Here is a 15,999-nt window from a genome sequence, read left to right as displayed (position 1 = left end):
ACTGACAACTGACAACTGACAACTGACAACTGACAACTGACAACTGACAACTAAAAACACCATGTTCAGATTTTTTGCCAAAATTGATTACCTCCTACGAGAAACATTTCTCGGACTAAGGCGCGGCGGCTGGATGAACTGGGCTGCGATTAGTACGGTGGCAGTTTTGCTGTTCCTATTTGGTGCGAGTTTGCAAGTTACATGGCAGCTCGAAAATGTCTTGGGACAAATGGGCAATCAACTCGAAATCTCCGTTTACTTGAATGAAAATGTCTCGGCTGAAACCATAAAACCGCGATTGCTCTTAATTGATGGTGTATCTGCCGTAGATATCATCTCAAAAGATGAGGCATGGAAAACCCTCCTCAAAGATATGGGGAAAGGAGATTCCCGTGATGCCACGCAGCAATTAGGCGGCAACCCCCTTGTCGATGAGCTTAAGGTGCGTTCGGTGAAAGCCGATCGCGTGCCTGATGTGGCAAAACGCATATCGGGCATCAGTGGGGTGAATGAGGTTTGGTACACCAACGAAGTCGTCGAACGGTTGGGACAACTGCGCCGCGCCATGGGCAACAGCAGTATTGTTTTGGTGACAATTTTTACGGTGATTGCGATCGCGGTAATCACAACCACGATTCGTCTGATTGTCTTGGCGAGAAAGCGAGAAATTGAGGTAATGCAACTGGTGGGGGCAACGGCAACATGGATTTATTTTCCGTTTGTCTTGCAGGGTGTTGTGTTTGGCATTGTTGGCGCAGCGATCGCCTATATGATGCTGGCGGTAATTTTAAATTTACTCTCAGATGTGATTCTCAGTCAGCCTGAGTTGATCAAGTCTTTGACTGTCGGAATGCTGACCGATCTGAGGGTACAGTTTTTATTACCTGTAATCTTGATTGCGTTTGGCTCTACGATCGGCGTTCTTGGTAGCTTACTTGCCGTGCGGCGTTTTTCTTTTAGCTAAAAATCTGCTATGATCGCGACGTTAGGGCATGTAGCTCAGTGGATAGAGCACCAGGTTCCGGTCCTGGGTGTCGGGGGTTCGATCCCCTCCATGCTCGTTTTTTAACGAAGGTTCGCTTAAGTTCTTGCCGTAGGTTATAGGTCTAGGGCAGGGGAATCAAACCTTTTGGTTCCTGAGGGCTAGTTTGCCTCGTTCCAAAATCCTTAACCCGAATTCACGTTAATATAGGTCTCTATTTTCGACAATAGATGCTTTAGCTTATAGGGTTTGGAGATATAGTCGGTTGCACCTGCCTGTAAACATCCCTCTTCATCTCCGGGCATAGCCAATGCAGTCACGGCAATAATGGGTATTGTTTGGAGGTTCGGATTGTTCCGAATTAAGCGAATAGCATCGACTCCATGCAATACCGGCATTTGGATATCCATCAAAATTAGTGTGGGTTTTTCACGCTCCGCATAGCGCACAGCATCTTCTCCGTTTTGCACCCACTCATAACGATAACCACAATCCTCCAAATAGGTCATCACCACCTTGGCATTCATGAGGTCATCTTCCGCAATTAAGATGTAGGGCTTAGACCCTGTGCCTGTCGCTAAGTTTGACTCAACAAATGTAGGGGGCGTATATGGAAGACTAATGGTGAAGCAACTTCCTTCGCCAACCTTGCTGCAAACAGAGATTGAACCCTGATGCAGACTTACAATTCGTTTTACGATCGCGAGTCCAAGCCCCAATCCTCCATGTTTGCGATTGAGTTTGCCATCGACTTGAAAAAAACGCTCAAAAATATGTTCGATTTCCGATTCGGGAATGCCAATACCCGTATCCTTGATATGAATATAAAGCTTTTGATTTAAGAGGTCTGGTTCCACCATTAAAAGTATTTGACCACCCTCAGGGGTAAATTTTATGGCATTGCTCAAGAGATTGTCGAGAACTTGTTTTATCCGTTTCTCATCGACCTGAATAGGGTCTAAATTGGGTGGAATCGCTCTGTTAAGATGGATGCTTTTCTTTGCTGCTATTGGGGCGATCGCATCCAGACTAGTTTGGCACAATTGCTTGATCGAGGTTGGATACATGGCAATGTCCAGTTGTCCTGACTCGATGCGGGTCAGATCGAGGATATCTTCAATGAGGCTGAGTAGATGTCGTCCGCAGGTTTCGACCGTTGAGATCGATTCATATTGCTTAGCATTCAGTGTCCCAAAGATTCCAAGCAGGAGAATCTCGGACATGCCTAATATACCGTTAAGGGGGGTTCTCAATTCGTGACTAACGGTGGCTAGGAATTCATCTTTGAGTCTTGATGCGCGAGCCAGTTCGATATTGGTGATCGCTAGTTGTTGGTTTTGCTGGCGGACTTGTTCTTCGTGCTTCCTAAGTTCGCTAATCACTTGATTGAGCAATGCCTCTTTGCGATCGTTCGTCTCTTCGAGCATGGCTAAATTTGCTTGAGCCCGATGCAGTTTCTTCGTCAAAATTCGATTTTCTTTCTCCAGTTCGTGAATTTTTTGTGCGTATTGTTCGTCCATAACTAATTATTCAGCTCCGATTAGAACTGTAACAAAAGTCATTTGATGGAGCTTTGAATCGCAATCCCTGACTAGAGGTGCGATTTCGCCATAGGTATAAAAGCCAACAATTGGAATGTCATTTCCCAATGCATTCTGTCCAAAGAAGAATTCTTTCCCAGTATAGGTTCCTAAAATCTGCTGGCGACAGCAACAAGTAAAAAATAAAGCGATCGCTGGTTTCTCTCCAGGATAACTGTCAATCGCTTTTTGAATAGATGTTTGCGTAGCATCAAGAATATTTTGACGACTGGCTTGAGAAACCTGTACAGTTGCATTTAAGGGAACATCCGCCAAGGCACTCACAGTTCCAAATTCCTTATCGTATCCCACGCACCCTCGCAAGTAAAACAATTCATTTCTTGGTTCAAATACGGCTAAGGGATATTCTGCCGAGGGAGTACGTCCACCTAAAGAGTGCTCCAAGAAGTTGAGGGCTGGTTCGCCATCAATTTCATAAACGGTCTTCCCTTCTACTTTTGTGATCTGAGCTGGTTTGCCAATGGGCTCCCAGCCACAGGCAACCCCAGTAGAATAGCGAACATCGCCAAACAGTAATAAAACAGGAACGGCATCCGTCAACACCTCGGTATCAAAGAACTGATAAGTTTTCTCAAAAGTCCAAGGTTCGGCTGCAAAACCACCGACAATGGGGAACGATTTGCCTAATGCCTGTTGCAAGCTTTCTAAGATCGTGGCACAGCTGACGGTAAGGCTTTCAGGTGTAGTGATACATAGCTGGGGCACTTGTACTAAAGTTCCCACAGCTTGTTGGATCGCTTGTTGAGAGGCTAAAGATAGATCTTTAGAAACATTACGCCCCACCCCCGCCTGCATGTCAATCGTATCGCTACAAAGCAGCAACAATACGATTGAATCTTGCTCAAATCCAAGAACTGAGGAGATTTCGCCGTAGGATGTGCTACCAATCAGGGCAATATTAGGGAAATGAGCTTTGATTTTTTGTAAAATCAGGGCATGGTCAAAGTCATAGGCAGCGAACAAAATGCCAGCTTTAGGCTGTGGTGCATTGTTTAACGAGGCATGACATTGCTCTAATACTTCAGCGATCGCCATTTCAGAGTCAGGATCGCTGCTATGACCAATTGCGGATTTTAGCATTGCGTTTTTAAGGAACTGTTTTAAAAAAGTTTATATGGATTGTGTTACAGAGTCTAGACAGTAGGTTCCTCTACTGACCTCCTCCAAGTGGGTGAAATCGCAATATATAGGTCATTCGAGCAGGCGATCGCTTGATTTCGCCGGCTGAGCAGCATCAGACATCCGCTCAGCTTTCTCAGCTTGTAGTTGTTGAATTGTTTGTTGGAGATTTTCGATTACCCCATACATTTCCATCGGATCGAAGACACGTAACAAACTAGTTTGGGTGACGATACCCAAGCCTAAGCCCCAATTCCAAGAAACGACTAAACGGCCAACGCGTCGTTTTTGCATTTCTTGATGTGCTGTCCACAGGGAGTCCTCTGGGTTAAGCAGAAATAGGGGCGTACTCATTACGGTCTGGGCTTGAGTTCTAACCAGATCGATTTGCATTGCCTGAAACTGGACAATATCCCGTTCGGTGATAATGCCAACGGGTTTTCTATGCTCTTCGCCATCGGTTTGAGTAATGACAACGCAACTGACACGATGCCCTGCCATTAATTGCGCTAGGTGTACAATCGGTGTAGTCAAGGGAGCCTGAATTACTTGAGAAGTCATCACATCGGAGACCCGTCGAAATCTCAGTAGATTTGCCGGACGCATGACATGACGGATGCTTTCATGGGAAATTACACCGACTAAGTGTCCGAGATCGTCCACAATTGGTAAATGGCGAATCTGATAGCGGCGAAACAGAAAGAGTGCAGCAAAAATGTCTTGTATCGAGCTATGGGGAAGGGTAACAATCGGGTGTATCATTACCTCTACAACCGTCATATTCGTCATGTCGATCGCTTGAGCTGTTAAGCGTACAATGTCTCTCTCTGTAAAGATGCCCAAAAGCTTTTGTCCCTGCATGACTAGAACGCAACTGGTTTTTACCCCCTTTTCTGATGCAGGAAGTTCTGTCCAACGATTTACCTCTGTAATCAAACAAGTGCGGTGATGCGCCTGACTAATCAATGCGATCGCGTCAACCAATTTGGTTTCAGGAGACACAATCAAAGGATGCCGTTCGATCGCTTCATCTAAATCAGGCGACCAATCCAAGGGATTATCAAATTGCATAGGTTTACAGAGCGCTCGCAATTTCCATGCAAATAAACACCATAGGTTGCAAATAGAGTTCAGAAAATTTAGTTCAGTTATGTAACATTCTAGAAAGAGCAATATTGGCTCTTTCAGTTTTACCTGACATCAGTGTACAATAAGCAAATGTTACAAAAAAACAATCAAAACTTTGTGTCTATAAAGGCTAAGGCTTAGTATGGTCTTTAGCGATTGGCTAAGTAATTTCGCTGTTTTCCGAAGTTTCATGGTTTTCTGAACTGCCCTCAGTTTGGGTCACCCCTGAAATTCTCGCGGTTCTACCATAGAGCCGATCGAGAACTCGCTTAACCGAAATCCGATGCCAAGACTGCCCCCGCTTTGTGGTATATCCTTTCTGGTTGAGCCAATCTGCAATTTTTTGTAAAGATTTGCCAGACTTGTGATGTCGGCGAATCAGATCGATGACCTCAGTTTCTGCTGGATCGTCCACTAATTCACCATTGACAGAACGCTGTCCAAAGGCTGGCGAGCCATGTCCGACATAACCACCACTGGCAGCCTTTGCTTGCCTGCCTCGCTCTAGCCTTTCCCAGGCATTTAGGTCGTTTGGGTTGCTTGCTGACATACCTTGTAATCTTGTGACCTTCTAAGCATCATAGCTCAACTGAAAGCGATGGCGTTAGCTTTAGTTAAGTACGACTGTACGCTCAACTAGCTATGCCTTGTATTAATTTTTTACTGGAGAATTTAATGGCAACTTATAAAGTCAGACTGTTTAACGATTTAGGGCTTGATGTTACATTGGATGTTCCCGACAATCAAACTGTATTTGAGGCGGCAGAAGATGCAGGCATTGACTTACCTGTTTCCTGTCGTGCTGGATCCTGTTCGAGTTGCGCGGGCAAGGTGGTAACAGGCAAGGTAGATCAGTCCGATCAAGCTTTTTTGGATGACAGTCAAATTGCTGCTGGCTTTGTGTTGACCTGTGTTACCTATCCTCTTTCAGACTGCTCGATCAAAACCGATCAAGAAGAATTTTTATTTTAAATCACCCATTTTCTGTAATTTTATGGAGAGAATATAATGACTGCCGCTACCTTCATTAAAGACGAAGCTGAATTTGATGCACTTTTGAGTTCAGAGACTCTATTTGTAGTGGACTGTACGGCAACTTGGTGCGGCCCTTGTAAAGTGATTAGTCCTTTTATCGATCAGTTGGCAGAAGCCTACAGCGATCGCGCGAAGGTGTTTAAACTCGACCTAGATAGCAATAAACCTGTTGCCAAACGATTTGGGCTGCGCAGCATTCCCGCCGTTATGTTTTTCAAACAAAGCGAGTTGGTGGAAACCATGGTGGGGGTCAAAACTTACGAAGAATATAGCAATACCCTAACCCGCCATCTTGAGGAAACGAAAGCATAAAATTCTTCGATAGAATTGCTTCTATCCGATCGCTTCAAGCCCCAGAATTAGGAAAGAATGAGCCAAACTTCTAGGGGCTTCTTTTGTGGCTCTGCATGGAACCGTCCGATCTGTCAAAAATTCTAGAGAAATTGGGATAAGGTTCTCAAGGGATGCGATGTAGAGAGTAGGTAGAGAGACTAAATCTCGCGATCGCCTCCCCGAAAATGCGGTCTTGGTTGCTAAACTCATAGAGAAGTGAATTAAGGAACCTAAGTTGCCTAAACTCGGTGTAAATATAGACCATATCGCCACAATTCGTCAGGCGCGACGAGGCGATGAGCCCGATCCTGTTGCGGCAGCAGTACTTGCTGAGTTGGCAGGTGCTGATGGGATTACAGTGCATTTACGCGAAGATCGTCGCCACATGCAAGAACGAGATGTGCGTGTATTGCGTCAGACCGTACGAACGCATTTAAATTTAGAAATGGCTGCCACACCCGAAATGGTGGCGATCGCACTCGATATCAAGCCCGACTATGTCACCCTTGTGCCTGAAAAACGTGAAGAAATTACGACGGAAGGGGGCTTGGATGTGATCGGACAGGGCGATCGCTTGGTGCAAATCGTGCAGCAATTGCAAACTGCAGGTATTCCCGTCAGCCTGTTTGTCGATGCCGAACCCGATCAGCTCAAAGCCTCTGCTCAAACTGGGGCAAAATTTGTAGAGTTGCACACAGGCACCTATGCCAATGCCAACAGCGAAGAAGAGGTAAAGCGAGAGTTAGAATTTCTGACCAAAGGGGGCGCGATCGCAATTTCCCTAGGCTTAAGACTGAATGCGGGACATGGTTTAACCTACGCAAATACGCGCCCCATTGCCCTGATCCCAAATATGGAGGAATTAAACATTGGCCATAGCATTATTAGTCGAGCAGTTCTCGTTGGTTTAGATCGGGCAGTTAGCGAAATGAAAGCCCTCGTCGTTTAGCACAATCGGGGCAATTCGTGAATTGCCCCGATTGTCTCCTGCTAGGAACTGGGGTCTTTTTTCTGGGCTTTGCGTTTAAACACTGTGCGCCTCAAGATAAACACAGTCAACGCGATCGCGATTGCCGCTAACACAACTTTAGAAATCGGATCGATATAGGTATCCACCAATTTATAGTTCGAACCCAAAGCAAAACCTGCATAGGCAAGTAGACTGACCCACGCGATCGTACCAATCGTGGAATAAAACAAAAAAGGTACAAGTGGCATTTTGCCAATCCCCGCAGGAATTGAGATCAGAGTCCGCACGCCGGGAACAAGGCGACAAAACAAGACAGCTTTAATTCCATGGCGATTAAACCAGCGCGTTGCCTTTAAAATGTCATCTCCAGAAATGCCAAACCATTTACCGTAACGATTTGCCAGAAGACATAAACGTTGCTCACCCAAGAGCAAACCTGCGTAGTACCAAGGAATAGCTCCTAAAATTGTGCCCAATGTGCCTGCGGCGATCGCTAAAAAAATGTCCATCTTACCCTGTGATGCCGTAAACCCAGCGAGGGGCATAATTAGCTCAGAGGGAATTGGTGGGAACAGGTTCTCTAAAAACATGAGTAACCCAATACCCAGATATCCCAGACTGTTCGTTATATTAATTATCCATTCCTGCATATAAACTTCCAGCTTGACCTATAGAGAAAAAGGAGATAAGGAGATGCTCAATAACCGACGATTGGCATACAATAATTTGTTGGGATATTCAGTATCCCCATCTTAAGACATGTGTGAAAGATTCAGATCGCCAATTTTGAGTAGCGCTTCATCTATACATTCATGATTGAAGATATTGGCGGTATGATTCTATTTCTTGCTTTGGCGATCGGAATTCCTAAACTTTGTTTTGAAATGATGAAGACATTGTTATTATTGCCTAGCCTAGAACATGGCGAAGAAAAAGATAGAGTAATCGCTTGCAAAAAAAGAGTTGATACGATGTTCTATTTGGATACGCTGTATGGCAATAAAGTTCCGACTGAAAGCCTTCGCCAAGACAAAAAGAACCAAAATAACCCGTAGGTACATTCTCCCTACGGGCCGCGTTTATTGTTGCTGGATTTAAGGATTTCATCGTAGTTTGGAAGACTCCTAAAGAGTGCCAGCAATGAACCCTGCAACATGCTGATTGGGACTACACCAACTCACCCGTCTCTTGGAGAGAATGCAGACGGCGATAGATACCCTGATGTTTTAGTAATTGTTCGTGATTGCCAACTTCCACAATTTGACCTTGTTCCAGTACGACAATCTTATCAGCTTCCCGAACCGTGCTGAGACGGTGCGCGATGATAATAGTCGTGCGCGTTCCCTGAATGCGGCGCATGGCAAGTTGAATTGCCCGTTCCGATTCATAGTCTAGGCTAGAGGTGGCTTCATCGAAAATCAGGATGTCTGGTTCCACTAACAGCGCTCTGGCAATACCCAAACGCTGACGCTGACCACCTGAAAGTCTTACACCACGCTCGCCCACAACCGTGTGATAGCCCTGCGGCAACATGTGAATAAACTCATCGACTCTTGCGATCGCACAGGCTTCCTTAACCTGTTCAAACGTGGCAATGGGATTACCATAGGTGAGATTGTCCAACAACGTGCCGTTAAACACATCCACTTCTTGATGTACGATCGCCAATCGTTTGCGATAGCCCGTGATGTCAAGTGTAGCGATATCCTGCCCATCAATCAGAATATTGCCCTGATTCGGTTCAAAATAGCGGCATAGCAGCTTGATGAGTGTAGATTTCCCCGAACCAGAACGTCCTACTAATGCTACCGTTTCATAGGGTTGAATCAATAGCTGAATATTCTGAAGTACAGGACGTTCGGGGCTATAGCCAAAGCTGAGATTGTGAAATTCCAGCTTGCCCGAGAACGCATAAGTAGGCGATGGCTCGGAAGGATGGAAAGTAATACTGGCAGCATCCTTACCAAGGGGGCGTTGCATAAACTCGTGAAAGCGAATCATCGAGGAATAGCGACGGGCGAAGACTTCACCTAGATTGCTAATTGGTTCGAGTTCTGAGTATGCCATGCTCGAAATCGTCAGGGTCGTAACAAAATGCCCTAGGGATATCTCTCCATTCACCGTTGCCCACAAAGTTAATACCAAAACTGCAAACACGCAAATCTGAATAAACGTGCGCTGCTGCATGGCTAATTTGACATAGCCGTAGTGAATGCTGAATAGAACCGTCTTGAGTTCCCGATTGAGGCGATCGCTCTGACGTTTAAACTCAGATGCCTCGGTGGCAAAAGCCTTGACTGTTTTGATGTTTGTGACGATCTCTGAGGTGCGACTTTCCGTGCTTTCTTGGTGCTTATCTAACACCTCTTCTTTATCGGTCAATCGCTTCAGCTTGCTAAAACTGACCGTCAAGATCAAAATAAAGGAAATCGCGAATAGCACTGCAATCCGCCATTCAATGCTTAGAATAATCGCGAATATGCCCAGAACGCGAAAGAGCTTTGGAATAAATTGACCCGCAATTTCAGGATATGTCCAAGTGTGATTCGCCAATCCACGGGCAATTCGTCCCGCAATCCGTCCGGGGTTATTCTCATCGTAAAACTCGATCGGCAAGGTCAGAATTTTGCGAATTGCCTTTTGCGTCTGGTCGCGTCTTGCCCTCAAGGCAATCTCCCAGTGATACCAAGCCCCAATCCAAGGTTGAATCGGCGCTCTAACTACTGTGACGATAAAAATAATCACCATCAGCACTAAAAGCGAAAAGGATGGAGTAGGTGTTTGACCCGCGATCGCTGCCGTACCATTCACAAATTGCTGCAAACCGCGATCTAGAGATTGACCAGACAGCACATTGAGAATTTGCCCGATCGCATAGGGAACCACCAGATCGATAATTTCAAAAGCGCTAGAAGCTGCAATACTAAAGACAGAAGCTTTACGGTAGCGGCGGTAATATTTAAGAATGTCTTGAAACGAAGCCATATTTCCCCACGACAATTGTGCGGTTAAGTTAAGTAGAAGTTAAGCAAAATCAAGATTCGCCGAATCTTGTATTATTTGATACTACAGATACTACACCAAAGTCTTGGCACAATGCAACATCACAAAGCACAATCGATCGCTTAAAATCCCTAAAAAGGGCAAAAATCCCCTATCTTCTTCTATTCAACTGTACTTTCCTAACTAGCGAGAAAATTTGTGAGTCAGCGATTCCTTGCAGGATGCGTCCCGCCGCCCAATCTAAGCAATTTAATTCATCAAACTAGTTTCTATAGGCTTTCTTGGTTCCTAGCTCTAGTAATTTGCCTTGCAGGTATTTTTTTGGATCTAGGAAATCTATCTATCGCTGAAGCCAAAGATCGTACTTTTGTACCCCTATCGCTGGAGTTTATCAATGCCTACGAATTACCCAAACAAGAATTTGAACGTACTCCTGTCGGTGGCTTGTCGGGAATTACCTACGATCGCGATCTGAATTTATTTTATGCCATCTCCGACGATCGCAGCGAGAAAGCCCCTGCAAGATTTTATACCTTGAAGCTTGATTTTATTGCAGATAAACAGGCTCCCAAGTTAGAAAAGGTGGAAGTCACAGCCGTCACTTTCCTCAAGGATTGGCAAGGCAAGACCTATGCTCAAGGGGGTGTGGATCCAGAGGGAATCGCGCTCACATCTCAACAATCTGTATTCATCTCTAGTGAAGGTGTCACCCATGCGGGAATTCCACCATTTATCGATGAGTTCGATCTAAAAACAGGGGCTTGGAAACAGAGCGTCCCTATCCCTGCAAGGTATCGTCTCGATCCTAAAGGTGAAACCGAGCAAGGCGTGCAGGATAACTTTGGCTTTGAAGCCCTAGCTCTAATCGGGAGTGCCCCAGGCGATCCCTATCGACTATTTACCGCAACTGAATCAGCACTCACCCAAGACAAGCAACCTAGCACTCAGGGAGCAAGAAGTCGGTTTCTCCACTATGTGCTTGGGTCGGGTGCGCCTATGGTAATTGCCGAACATCTCTATCCTGTAGAAGTTTCTCCTACAGCAGGAATCATCGGAATCACTGATTTATTGCCTATCGATCGCGGTGGACACTTTCTCAGTTTAGAGCGTTCCTTGGGTGCGACGGGGTTTGGTGCAAAGATTTGGCAGTTTGCCACGGGTAGTGCTTCTGATACATCGAAATTACCTAGCCTACAGGGCAACTTAGGCAGTTTGCGCCCGATTCGCAAGAAACTGGTACTAGATCTAGGGCAATTAGGCATTCGCCTCGATAATTTAGAAGGAATGGCGCTTGGTCCGCGTTTAGCCGATGGAACGCAAAGCCTGATTATTGTCAGCGACGATAACTTTAGAAATGCCCAAATCAACCAATTTCTCCTCTTCCGCTTAAAACTCGATTTATAACCCCACTCTAGCCTTACCCTTGTAAAGGGTAAGGTACACACATCTAGGTTTATTCGTTAAATACTAGGAATTACCCCACCCTAGCCCTCCCCTTGCACTAGCCGCGAAGCGACTTCCCGCAGGGTAGGGGAGGGAAAAAGAAATCTTGTCTTCCCCCTTGCCAAGGGGGAATTAAAGGGGGTAAGTCCGACTTATGTATACACAGCAGCCTTTACAAGGAGAGGGAACTGGATTTATAGAACCTATGTCAGATTTTTGGGAATGGTACGCGCGATCGCAACAAGAAGCCAAACAGCACGATGTTCCAACTAGCGAACTTGACTGGCTAACCATTCAGATTTTGGAAATCGATAAATTAGCCCTGCGCCTGCGCGAGATTAACCTAGAGGCAAAAGCAGATCGCATAGAACTGTTGGCGCAACTTTGGCAACAACGCATTTATCAACGCATCCCTTGCCAATATCTAGTCGGGAAAGTTACTTGGCGCGATCTGGAACTCATCGTGACTCCTGCCGTGCTGATTCCTCGCCCAGAAACGGAAGCGATCGCCGATATCGTGGCAGCCTATCGAGATATACCTAAATACAGCGAAGGCACTTGGGTTGACCTAGGCACTGGAAGTGGCGCGATCGCCCTCAGTTTAGCCCAAACCTTTCCCAAAGCCAAGATCCATGCTGTCGATTGCAGTCCTGAAGCCCTTGCAATTGCTAAAACCAATGCTATTCACTGCCACCTCAGCGATCGAATTACGTTCCATCTTGGTAAGTGGTTTGAACCTTTTTATGGGAATGAGGATTCCAGAAATATCATCGGCATGGTTTCTAATCCACCCTATATTCCTTCTTTAGAAGTCGATCGCCTTCAGCCCGAAGTTAGAGATCGCGAACCCCGACTTGCCCTAGATGGGGGTAGCGATGGATTGGAAGCGATTAGACACCTCGTTGCATCGGCTCCTAATTATCTCGCCTCTGGGGGCTATTGGTTGGTAGAGTTAATGGCTGGACAAGCCAAAGCCGTGCGATCGCTGCTGATCGCTAACGGTCATTACACCCAGATTCAAACCCATCTGGACTATGCGGGTATCGAGCGATTTGTCTCGGCACAGATCAATGATTCTATAAGATTAAGACGATAGGAACGCAGTCCGCTAAGATCTCCTTTTAAAGCTTTTCCTAGATACGGATTAATCGCAAGTGTATTGCTCAAGATATCTTGAAGTTTCTTTTTTTGCTGAGATGTAAGTTCTTCTATATCCTTTAGCGCTTGCTTAGAAAACAGAATTCTGTAGACCGTCATCCAAACACCTGATCCATATTCAGAACTTCTCCTTTTTGGTATTCTTGACGGGCAACTTCAACTTGTTTGAGCAAATTGGGAACCTTCATGAGTTCCGCAGTCTCAATCAGAGATTCCCACTCTTCATAGGTAATCAGAACGTAACTTCGGTTTTCACGAACAATTGCTACACCCTCAGGTTCTTTGCCTGCTCGCTCGCAAAGTTCATCAAGGTTTACTTTGGCATAATCTACTGTGACTTGATACATATTTTTATTATTAGGCTAATCCTAATGTCTAGTTACTTTTGTAGCAAAAATCAAGCTACCTCCTAAATTAGCATTTTTGTTTGGATCGGCGATCGCGCTATGTGAGAATATCTGAGAAAGTTACAAGTACTCTATTTTGCCTTTCATTTCATCAGCTAAAACCACTTCATAAAGCAAAATCAGCGTTCGGATAATATTACCAGTAGAACGAGCATCTTTACGACAGTAAGCAATACCATAGTGCTCATAGCCACGATGCGCTAGTACCAACAAATCGTCATCATGAGTGATAAGAATCCTTTTTTGAGAGTTCGCAAATACCAAATGCTCCATATCACTTTTGCCAAGTAAGCCTACCTCTCGTGGAGTGGTAACGTCGATTCCAGCACTCCTCAAACCCTGAGCGATCGCACGGTTGACATTTTCATCAAGATGGTAACGAATCCGTTCTGACATTCCTTAACACCTTGATTTTTTCTTGCAAAACAGAAGGACAAATAGGACGCAGAGAATCTGCAAAAGCTTCAGAAGCTTGGATGCTCTCATCAATAGCCTCTTTGTTGTCATAATAAAATGACATCGCAGCATACACTTCCGCTAAAGTGAGATCGTATTCTGCGGCAACTTCTTCGAGTGACTGTCCCAAGCGTAAATAAGCGATCGCTACATCTGCGACCGTAATACGCCTACCAGCAATGCGTGGTTTACCACCACGCGTCTCAGGTGTAAGCTCAATATAACGATCGAGTGTAACTTTCATTATTTCCTTCCTAGCCAAATTACTTTGATGTAGATTGATAGGTTTGCGATTGCCTCATCAGCTAAATCTAATTATATAGTCTCCTCAGGTTTAGTTGCCCAAAATCCCTAGTTCCTAAGTTTCCGGCTTTTGAGGGCTATGTCGATTGCTCTAATCGCCCAAAATATACCAAAAGCTCAATTCGTTTTGAAATTCCCGATCGTACGCTACAAAAGTCGAGAGCTCACAGTCAAGAATTCATCTCTAATCACCCAATCAGGTGAGGCAATGGAGTGAAGTCCTAATTTAATCTTAGGCACTATGATTTGGACAATCAAAGCTTAATTGAGAACAACTTGCTCGCTGTAAAAGGATTAAAATATATGAACTGCGATATCAATTGCCCTGAAGTTTTATCAATACACGCAAAATTTGTCTCCATTGGACAGCATGTCATCAAACTCTACGAAATCGGAGCTAGAAACTTTGCAGGCAATAAACTCAGCAGCATTGTATTAGAGAGCAGCAATCTTATAGGGGCAAACTTTGCGAATGCCGATCTTCAAGGTGCCAATCTAGATTTAGCCGACCTCAGCCAATGCAATTTAAATAGTGCAAAACTCAGAAAAGCTTCATTATGCTTTGCTACCTTGAGAAATACAAACCTGAATGGGGCTGACTTGCGGAATGCCAACTTGGGTGGTTGCGACCTCTCACAGGCTTCCTTTAATGGAGCCAATCTCAGAGGAGCTAATCTCAGTGGTGCGAATCTTAAAGGCGCAAGCTTGGTTTTTGCAAATCTATCTGGAGCCGATCTCAGAGGTGCTTGTTTAGATGAAGCTGACATAAGGTTTGCTGACTTCCAAGGTGCAGACCTAAGAGATATCAGCTATGTCAATGCTGAAATATCCAACACGATTTTAGCGATCGCTGGCTCACTAAACATAAATTACTAAATCTTTACATACAAACCATTTAGATTTCACCCGATTGGGTGACTCTTGGCAATAGGAGGCTTATGTTAGCCTTAGCCAGTACTTAAACAACCGTAAGACTTATGCTTGCTATTCCTAATTTATTAGGAATTGAAATTCAGTAGGTCTAAATCCAGTAGCTCTAAACTGTTTTTAAATAAATGACTCATATTATTTTTATAAATAATCGTGAAGAAATAATTTAAGAATCAAAAGATCTGCTGAAATCAAGTACAGTCTTCTCATAATATAAATTACTTTTTTTTAAATCAAATTTTAAAACCCTTGCTAGTGGATATTGAAATATATGAATGATTCAAAAGGCATTGTTCCACCTGCGCCAGCTAAAGTAGACGGTTTAAATGTAGCTAAGCTTTATCGAATCGGTGCGAGAAATTTTACCCATGTCAACCTAAAGAATGTCGTTTTGACAGGTTGTAAGCTGGAAGGCATTAATTTAGCTTTCACGGATCTCAGAAATTCTCGTTTAGACCTTGCCGATCTCAGTCACAGTATTTTAAGTGGCGTAAAACTGGAAGGAGCTTCTCTAGGGTTTTCTAATTTAGCCAATACGGACTTGAATGGAGCTGACCTCAGAGGCGCTAACTTAGCAGGTAGCGATCTCAGTCATGCCGATCTCAATGGAGCCGACTTGAGCGGAGCCAATCTCAGGGGAGCTAATCTTGAAGGAACAAGTTTGATCTTGGCAAACCTTGATGGAGCTGATTTGAGCGGCGCATGCCTAGACGATGCAAATCTAAGCTTCGCCAGATTTACTAAAGCCGACTTAGACGAAGCAAGTATGGAGAATGTGGAAGTATTCAATACGATTATATGTGATTGAACGATCGAGTGGCATGTATCATAGCTTGGTAAGAAATGCCAACCGACAAACAACCCTATGAGATCTCTGACAAAGACTACTGCTGCGATCGCCTGTTTGAGTGCGATCGCCTGTTGTTTCTCCATGACTGAAGCAGTTTTTGCTAAAGACCCACAACCGAACTGTCAATCAGCTCAGACACAATTGGATCTAAATATATGTGCTGGTCTCGCGGCTAAGGCTGCCGATCGCAATCTCAATGAAACCTATCAACGGCTCAAAAACAAATATCGTAATTGCTCAACTTAGAGGAAATAATGCTTCGAGGGGGTTCAAAGCCACAA

At 44.7% G+C, this 15,999-nt stretch carries 21 protein-coding genes and 1 tRNA gene; 11 read left to right on the top strand and 11 right to left on the bottom strand.

The features are described 5' to 3' along the window. The first annotated feature begins 61 nt into the window (after positions 1–61). Together V2H45_RS21310 and V2H45_RS21305 are read left to right on the top strand one after the other, a co-directional pair. Positions 62–964: a cell division protein FtsX gene (locus V2H45_RS21310; RefSeq protein ID WP_330485702.1), complete on the top strand. Its 903-nt coding sequence runs from the start codon at positions 62–64 to the stop codon at positions 962–964. Positions 965–988: 24 nt separating this feature from the next. After that, positions 989–1,061: transfer RNA gene (locus V2H45_RS21305), tRNA-Arg, on the top strand. A 106-nt stretch (positions 1,062–1,167) separates the two neighbouring features. Here the strand turns inward: V2H45_RS21305 and V2H45_RS21300 are convergent. From V2H45_RS21300 to V2H45_RS21285, 4 genes are all read right to left on the bottom strand, one after another. Next, positions 1,168–2,502: an ATP-binding response regulator gene (locus V2H45_RS21300; protein WP_330485701.1), complete on the bottom strand. Its 1,335-nt coding sequence runs from the start codon at positions 2,500–2,502 to the stop codon at positions 1,168–1,170. A gap of 6 nt (positions 2,503–2,508) precedes the next feature. Beyond that, positions 2,509–3,663: an FIST signal transduction protein gene (locus tag V2H45_RS21295; RefSeq protein ID WP_330485700.1), complete on the bottom strand. Its 1,155-nt coding sequence runs from the start codon at positions 3,661–3,663 to the stop codon at positions 2,509–2,511. A 111-nt stretch (positions 3,664–3,774) separates the two neighbouring features. After that, entirely contained in the window at positions 3,775–4,773 is a 999-nt protein-coding gene (locus tag V2H45_RS21290; RefSeq protein WP_330485699.1) for a CBS domain-containing protein, read from the bottom strand. A gap of 217 nt (positions 4,774–4,990) precedes the next feature. Beyond that, complete coding sequence (locus V2H45_RS21285) at positions 4,991–5,380, bottom strand: recombinase family protein (RefSeq protein ID WP_330485698.1); 390 nt, start codon at positions 5,378–5,380, stop codon at positions 4,991–4,993. Positions 5,381–5,505: 125 nt separating this feature from the next. Here V2H45_RS21285 and V2H45_RS21280 point away from each other — a divergent pair, with 125 nt between their 5' ends. Continuing rightward, complete coding sequence (locus V2H45_RS21280) at positions 5,506–5,802, top strand: 2Fe-2S iron-sulfur cluster-binding protein (RefSeq protein ID WP_330485697.1); 297 nt, start codon at positions 5,506–5,508, stop codon at positions 5,800–5,802. Positions 5,803–5,838: 36 nt separating this feature from the next. After that, positions 5,839–6,177: a thioredoxin family protein gene (locus V2H45_RS21275; protein WP_330485696.1), complete on the top strand. Its 339-nt coding sequence runs from the start codon at positions 5,839–5,841 to the stop codon at positions 6,175–6,177. Between the two features lie 21 nt (positions 6,178–6,198). Here the strand turns inward: V2H45_RS21275 and V2H45_RS21270 are convergent, their stop codons facing one another. After that, a complete protein-coding gene (locus V2H45_RS21270) occupies positions 6,199–6,408 on the bottom strand; it encodes a hypothetical protein (RefSeq protein WP_330485695.1) in 210 nt (69 codons plus the stop codon). A gap of 25 nt (positions 6,409–6,433) precedes the next feature. Between V2H45_RS21270 and V2H45_RS21265 the strand changes: the two genes are divergently transcribed. Further along, positions 6,434–7,147, top strand: a complete 714-nt coding sequence (locus tag V2H45_RS21265) for a pyridoxine 5'-phosphate synthase (RefSeq protein WP_330485694.1) — start codon at positions 6,434–6,436, stop codon at positions 7,145–7,147. A gap of 41 nt (positions 7,148–7,188) precedes the next feature. Here the strand turns inward: V2H45_RS21265 and V2H45_RS21260 are convergent, their stop codons facing one another. Continuing rightward, positions 7,189–7,818 (bottom strand): DedA family protein, encoded by a 630-nt coding sequence (locus tag V2H45_RS21260; protein ID WP_330485693.1) that lies wholly within the window; start codon positions 7,816–7,818, stop codon positions 7,189–7,191. Positions 7,819–7,980: 162 nt separating this feature from the next. Between V2H45_RS21260 and V2H45_RS21255 the strand changes: the two genes are divergently transcribed. Beyond that, entirely contained in the window at positions 7,981–8,223 is a 243-nt protein-coding gene (locus V2H45_RS21255; RefSeq protein WP_330485692.1) for a hypothetical protein, read from the top strand. 112 nt (positions 8,224–8,335) lie between these two features. Here the strand turns inward: V2H45_RS21255 and V2H45_RS21250 are convergent, their stop codons facing one another. Continuing rightward, complete coding sequence (locus V2H45_RS21250) at positions 8,336–10,153, bottom strand: ABC transporter ATP-binding protein (protein ID WP_330485691.1); 1,818 nt, start codon at positions 10,151–10,153, stop codon at positions 8,336–8,338. A gap of 216 nt (positions 10,154–10,369) precedes the next feature. Here V2H45_RS21250 and V2H45_RS21245 point away from each other — a divergent pair, with 216 nt between their 5' ends. Further along, entirely contained in the window at positions 10,370–11,575 is a 1,206-nt protein-coding gene (locus V2H45_RS21245; RefSeq protein WP_330485690.1) for an esterase-like activity of phytase family protein, read from the top strand. A gap of 244 nt (positions 11,576–11,819) precedes the next feature. Further along, entirely contained in the window at positions 11,820–12,710 is an 891-nt protein-coding gene (gene prmC, locus V2H45_RS21240) for a peptide chain release factor N(5)-glutamine methyltransferase (protein WP_330485689.1), read from the top strand. Here the strand turns inward: prmC and V2H45_RS25725 are convergent. From V2H45_RS25725 to V2H45_RS21225, 4 genes are all read right to left on the bottom strand, one after another. Beyond that, positions 12,647–12,871, bottom strand: a complete 225-nt coding sequence (locus V2H45_RS25725) for a type II toxin-antitoxin system RelE family toxin (protein ID WP_408648856.1) — start codon at positions 12,869–12,871, stop codon at positions 12,647–12,649. The two genes, prmC and V2H45_RS25725, sit on opposite strands and share 64 nt — an antisense overlap. After that, positions 12,868–13,119: a type II toxin-antitoxin system Phd/YefM family antitoxin gene (locus V2H45_RS21235; RefSeq protein WP_330485688.1), complete on the bottom strand. Its 252-nt coding sequence runs from the start codon at positions 13,117–13,119 to the stop codon at positions 12,868–12,870. The genes V2H45_RS25725 and V2H45_RS21235 overlap by 4 nt, the downstream gene beginning before the upstream one ends. Positions 13,120–13,239: 120 nt before the next feature. After that, positions 13,240–13,575 (bottom strand): DUF5615 family PIN-like protein, encoded by a 336-nt coding sequence (locus tag V2H45_RS21230; RefSeq protein ID WP_330485687.1) that lies wholly within the window; start codon positions 13,573–13,575, stop codon positions 13,240–13,242. Further along, the gene (locus V2H45_RS21225) at positions 13,547–13,879 is read right to left on the bottom strand and encodes a DUF433 domain-containing protein (protein WP_330485686.1); all 333 of its coding nucleotides are present in this window, start codon (positions 13,877–13,879) and stop codon (positions 13,547–13,549) included. The genes V2H45_RS21230 and V2H45_RS21225 overlap by 29 nt, the downstream gene beginning before the upstream one ends. 362 nt (positions 13,880–14,241) lie before the next feature. Here V2H45_RS21225 and V2H45_RS21220 point away from each other — a divergent pair, with 362 nt between their 5' ends. The 3 genes from V2H45_RS21220 (at position 14,242) to V2H45_RS21210 (ending at position 15,964) form a co-directional block, all read left to right on the top strand. Continuing rightward, positions 14,242–14,814, top strand: a complete 573-nt coding sequence (locus tag V2H45_RS21220) for a pentapeptide repeat-containing protein (RefSeq protein WP_330485685.1) — start codon at positions 14,242–14,244, stop codon at positions 14,812–14,814. Between the two features lie 325 nt (positions 14,815–15,139). After that, positions 15,140–15,676, top strand: a complete 537-nt coding sequence (locus tag V2H45_RS21215; protein ID WP_330485684.1) for a pentapeptide repeat-containing protein — start codon at positions 15,140–15,142, stop codon at positions 15,674–15,676. A gap of 57 nt (positions 15,677–15,733) precedes the next feature. Further along, the gene (locus V2H45_RS21210) at positions 15,734–15,964 is read left to right on the top strand and encodes a lysozyme inhibitor LprI family protein (protein WP_330485683.1); all 231 of its coding nucleotides are present in this window, start codon (positions 15,734–15,736) and stop codon (positions 15,962–15,964) included. Positions 15,965–15,999: the final 35 nt, after the last annotated feature.

The organism is Tumidithrix elongata BACA0141 (assembly GCF_036349135.1).
Classification (GTDB): domain Bacteria; phylum Cyanobacteriota; class Cyanobacteriia; order Pseudanabaenales; family Pseudanabaenaceae; genus Tumidithrix; species Tumidithrix elongata.
Note: the sequence above shows the minus strand (reverse complement) of the source record. Positions and strands in the feature narration are given on the sequence as shown.

Excerpts from the sequence above, each read along its gene's own strand:
- V2H45_RS21270 (WP_330485695.1), bottom strand. The coding sequence starts at position 6,408 with ATGAGTTTAGCAACCAAGACCGCATTTTCGGGGAGGCGATCGCGAGAT.
- V2H45_RS21260 (WP_330485693.1), bottom strand. The coding sequence starts at position 7,818 with ATGCAGGAATGGATAATTAATATAACGAACAGTCTGGGATATCTGGGT.
- V2H45_RS21255 (WP_330485692.1), top strand. The coding sequence starts at position 7,981 with ATGATTGAAGATATTGGCGGTATGATTCTATTTCTTGCTTTGGCGATC.
- V2H45_RS21310 (WP_330485702.1), top strand. The coding sequence starts at position 62 with ATGTTCAGATTTTTTGCCAAAATTGATTACCTCCTACGAGAAACATTT.
- V2H45_RS21225 (WP_330485686.1), bottom strand. The coding sequence starts at position 13,879 with ATGAAAGTTACACTCGATCGTTATATTGAGCTTACACCTGAGACGCGT.
- V2H45_RS21220 (WP_330485685.1), top strand. The coding sequence starts at position 14,242 with ATGAACTGCGATATCAATTGCCCTGAAGTTTTATCAATACACGCAAAA.
- V2H45_RS21290 (WP_330485699.1), bottom strand. The coding sequence starts at position 4,773 with ATGCAATTTGATAATCCCTTGGATTGGTCGCCTGATTTAGATGAAGCG.
- V2H45_RS21300 (WP_330485701.1), bottom strand. The coding sequence starts at position 2,502 with ATGGACGAACAATACGCACAAAAAATTCACGAACTGGAGAAAGAAAAT.
- V2H45_RS21215 (WP_330485684.1), top strand. The coding sequence starts at position 15,140 with ATGAATGATTCAAAAGGCATTGTTCCACCTGCGCCAGCTAAAGTAGAC.
- prmC (WP_330485689.1), top strand. The coding sequence starts at position 11,820 with ATGTCAGATTTTTGGGAATGGTACGCGCGATCGCAACAAGAAGCCAAA.
- V2H45_RS21295 (WP_330485700.1), bottom strand. The coding sequence starts at position 3,663 with ATGCTAAAATCCGCAATTGGTCATAGCAGCGATCCTGACTCTGAAATG.
- V2H45_RS21210 (WP_330485683.1), top strand. The coding sequence starts at position 15,734 with ATGAGATCTCTGACAAAGACTACTGCTGCGATCGCCTGTTTGAGTGCG.
- V2H45_RS21285 (WP_330485698.1), bottom strand. The coding sequence starts at position 5,380 with ATGTCAGCAAGCAACCCAAACGACCTAAATGCCTGGGAAAGGCTAGAG.
- V2H45_RS21250 (WP_330485691.1), bottom strand. The coding sequence starts at position 10,153 with ATGGCTTCGTTTCAAGACATTCTTAAATATTACCGCCGCTACCGTAAA.
- V2H45_RS21275 (WP_330485696.1), top strand. The coding sequence starts at position 5,839 with ATGACTGCCGCTACCTTCATTAAAGACGAAGCTGAATTTGATGCACTT.
- V2H45_RS21230 (WP_330485687.1), bottom strand. The coding sequence starts at position 13,575 with ATGTCAGAACGGATTCGTTACCATCTTGATGAAAATGTCAACCGTGCG.
- V2H45_RS25725 (WP_408648856.1), bottom strand. The coding sequence starts at position 12,871 with ATGACGGTCTACAGAATTCTGTTTTCTAAGCAAGCGCTAAAGGATATA.
- V2H45_RS21280 (WP_330485697.1), top strand. The coding sequence starts at position 5,506 with ATGGCAACTTATAAAGTCAGACTGTTTAACGATTTAGGGCTTGATGTT.
- V2H45_RS21235 (WP_330485688.1), bottom strand. The coding sequence starts at position 13,119 with ATGTATCAAGTCACAGTAGATTATGCCAAAGTAAACCTTGATGAACTT.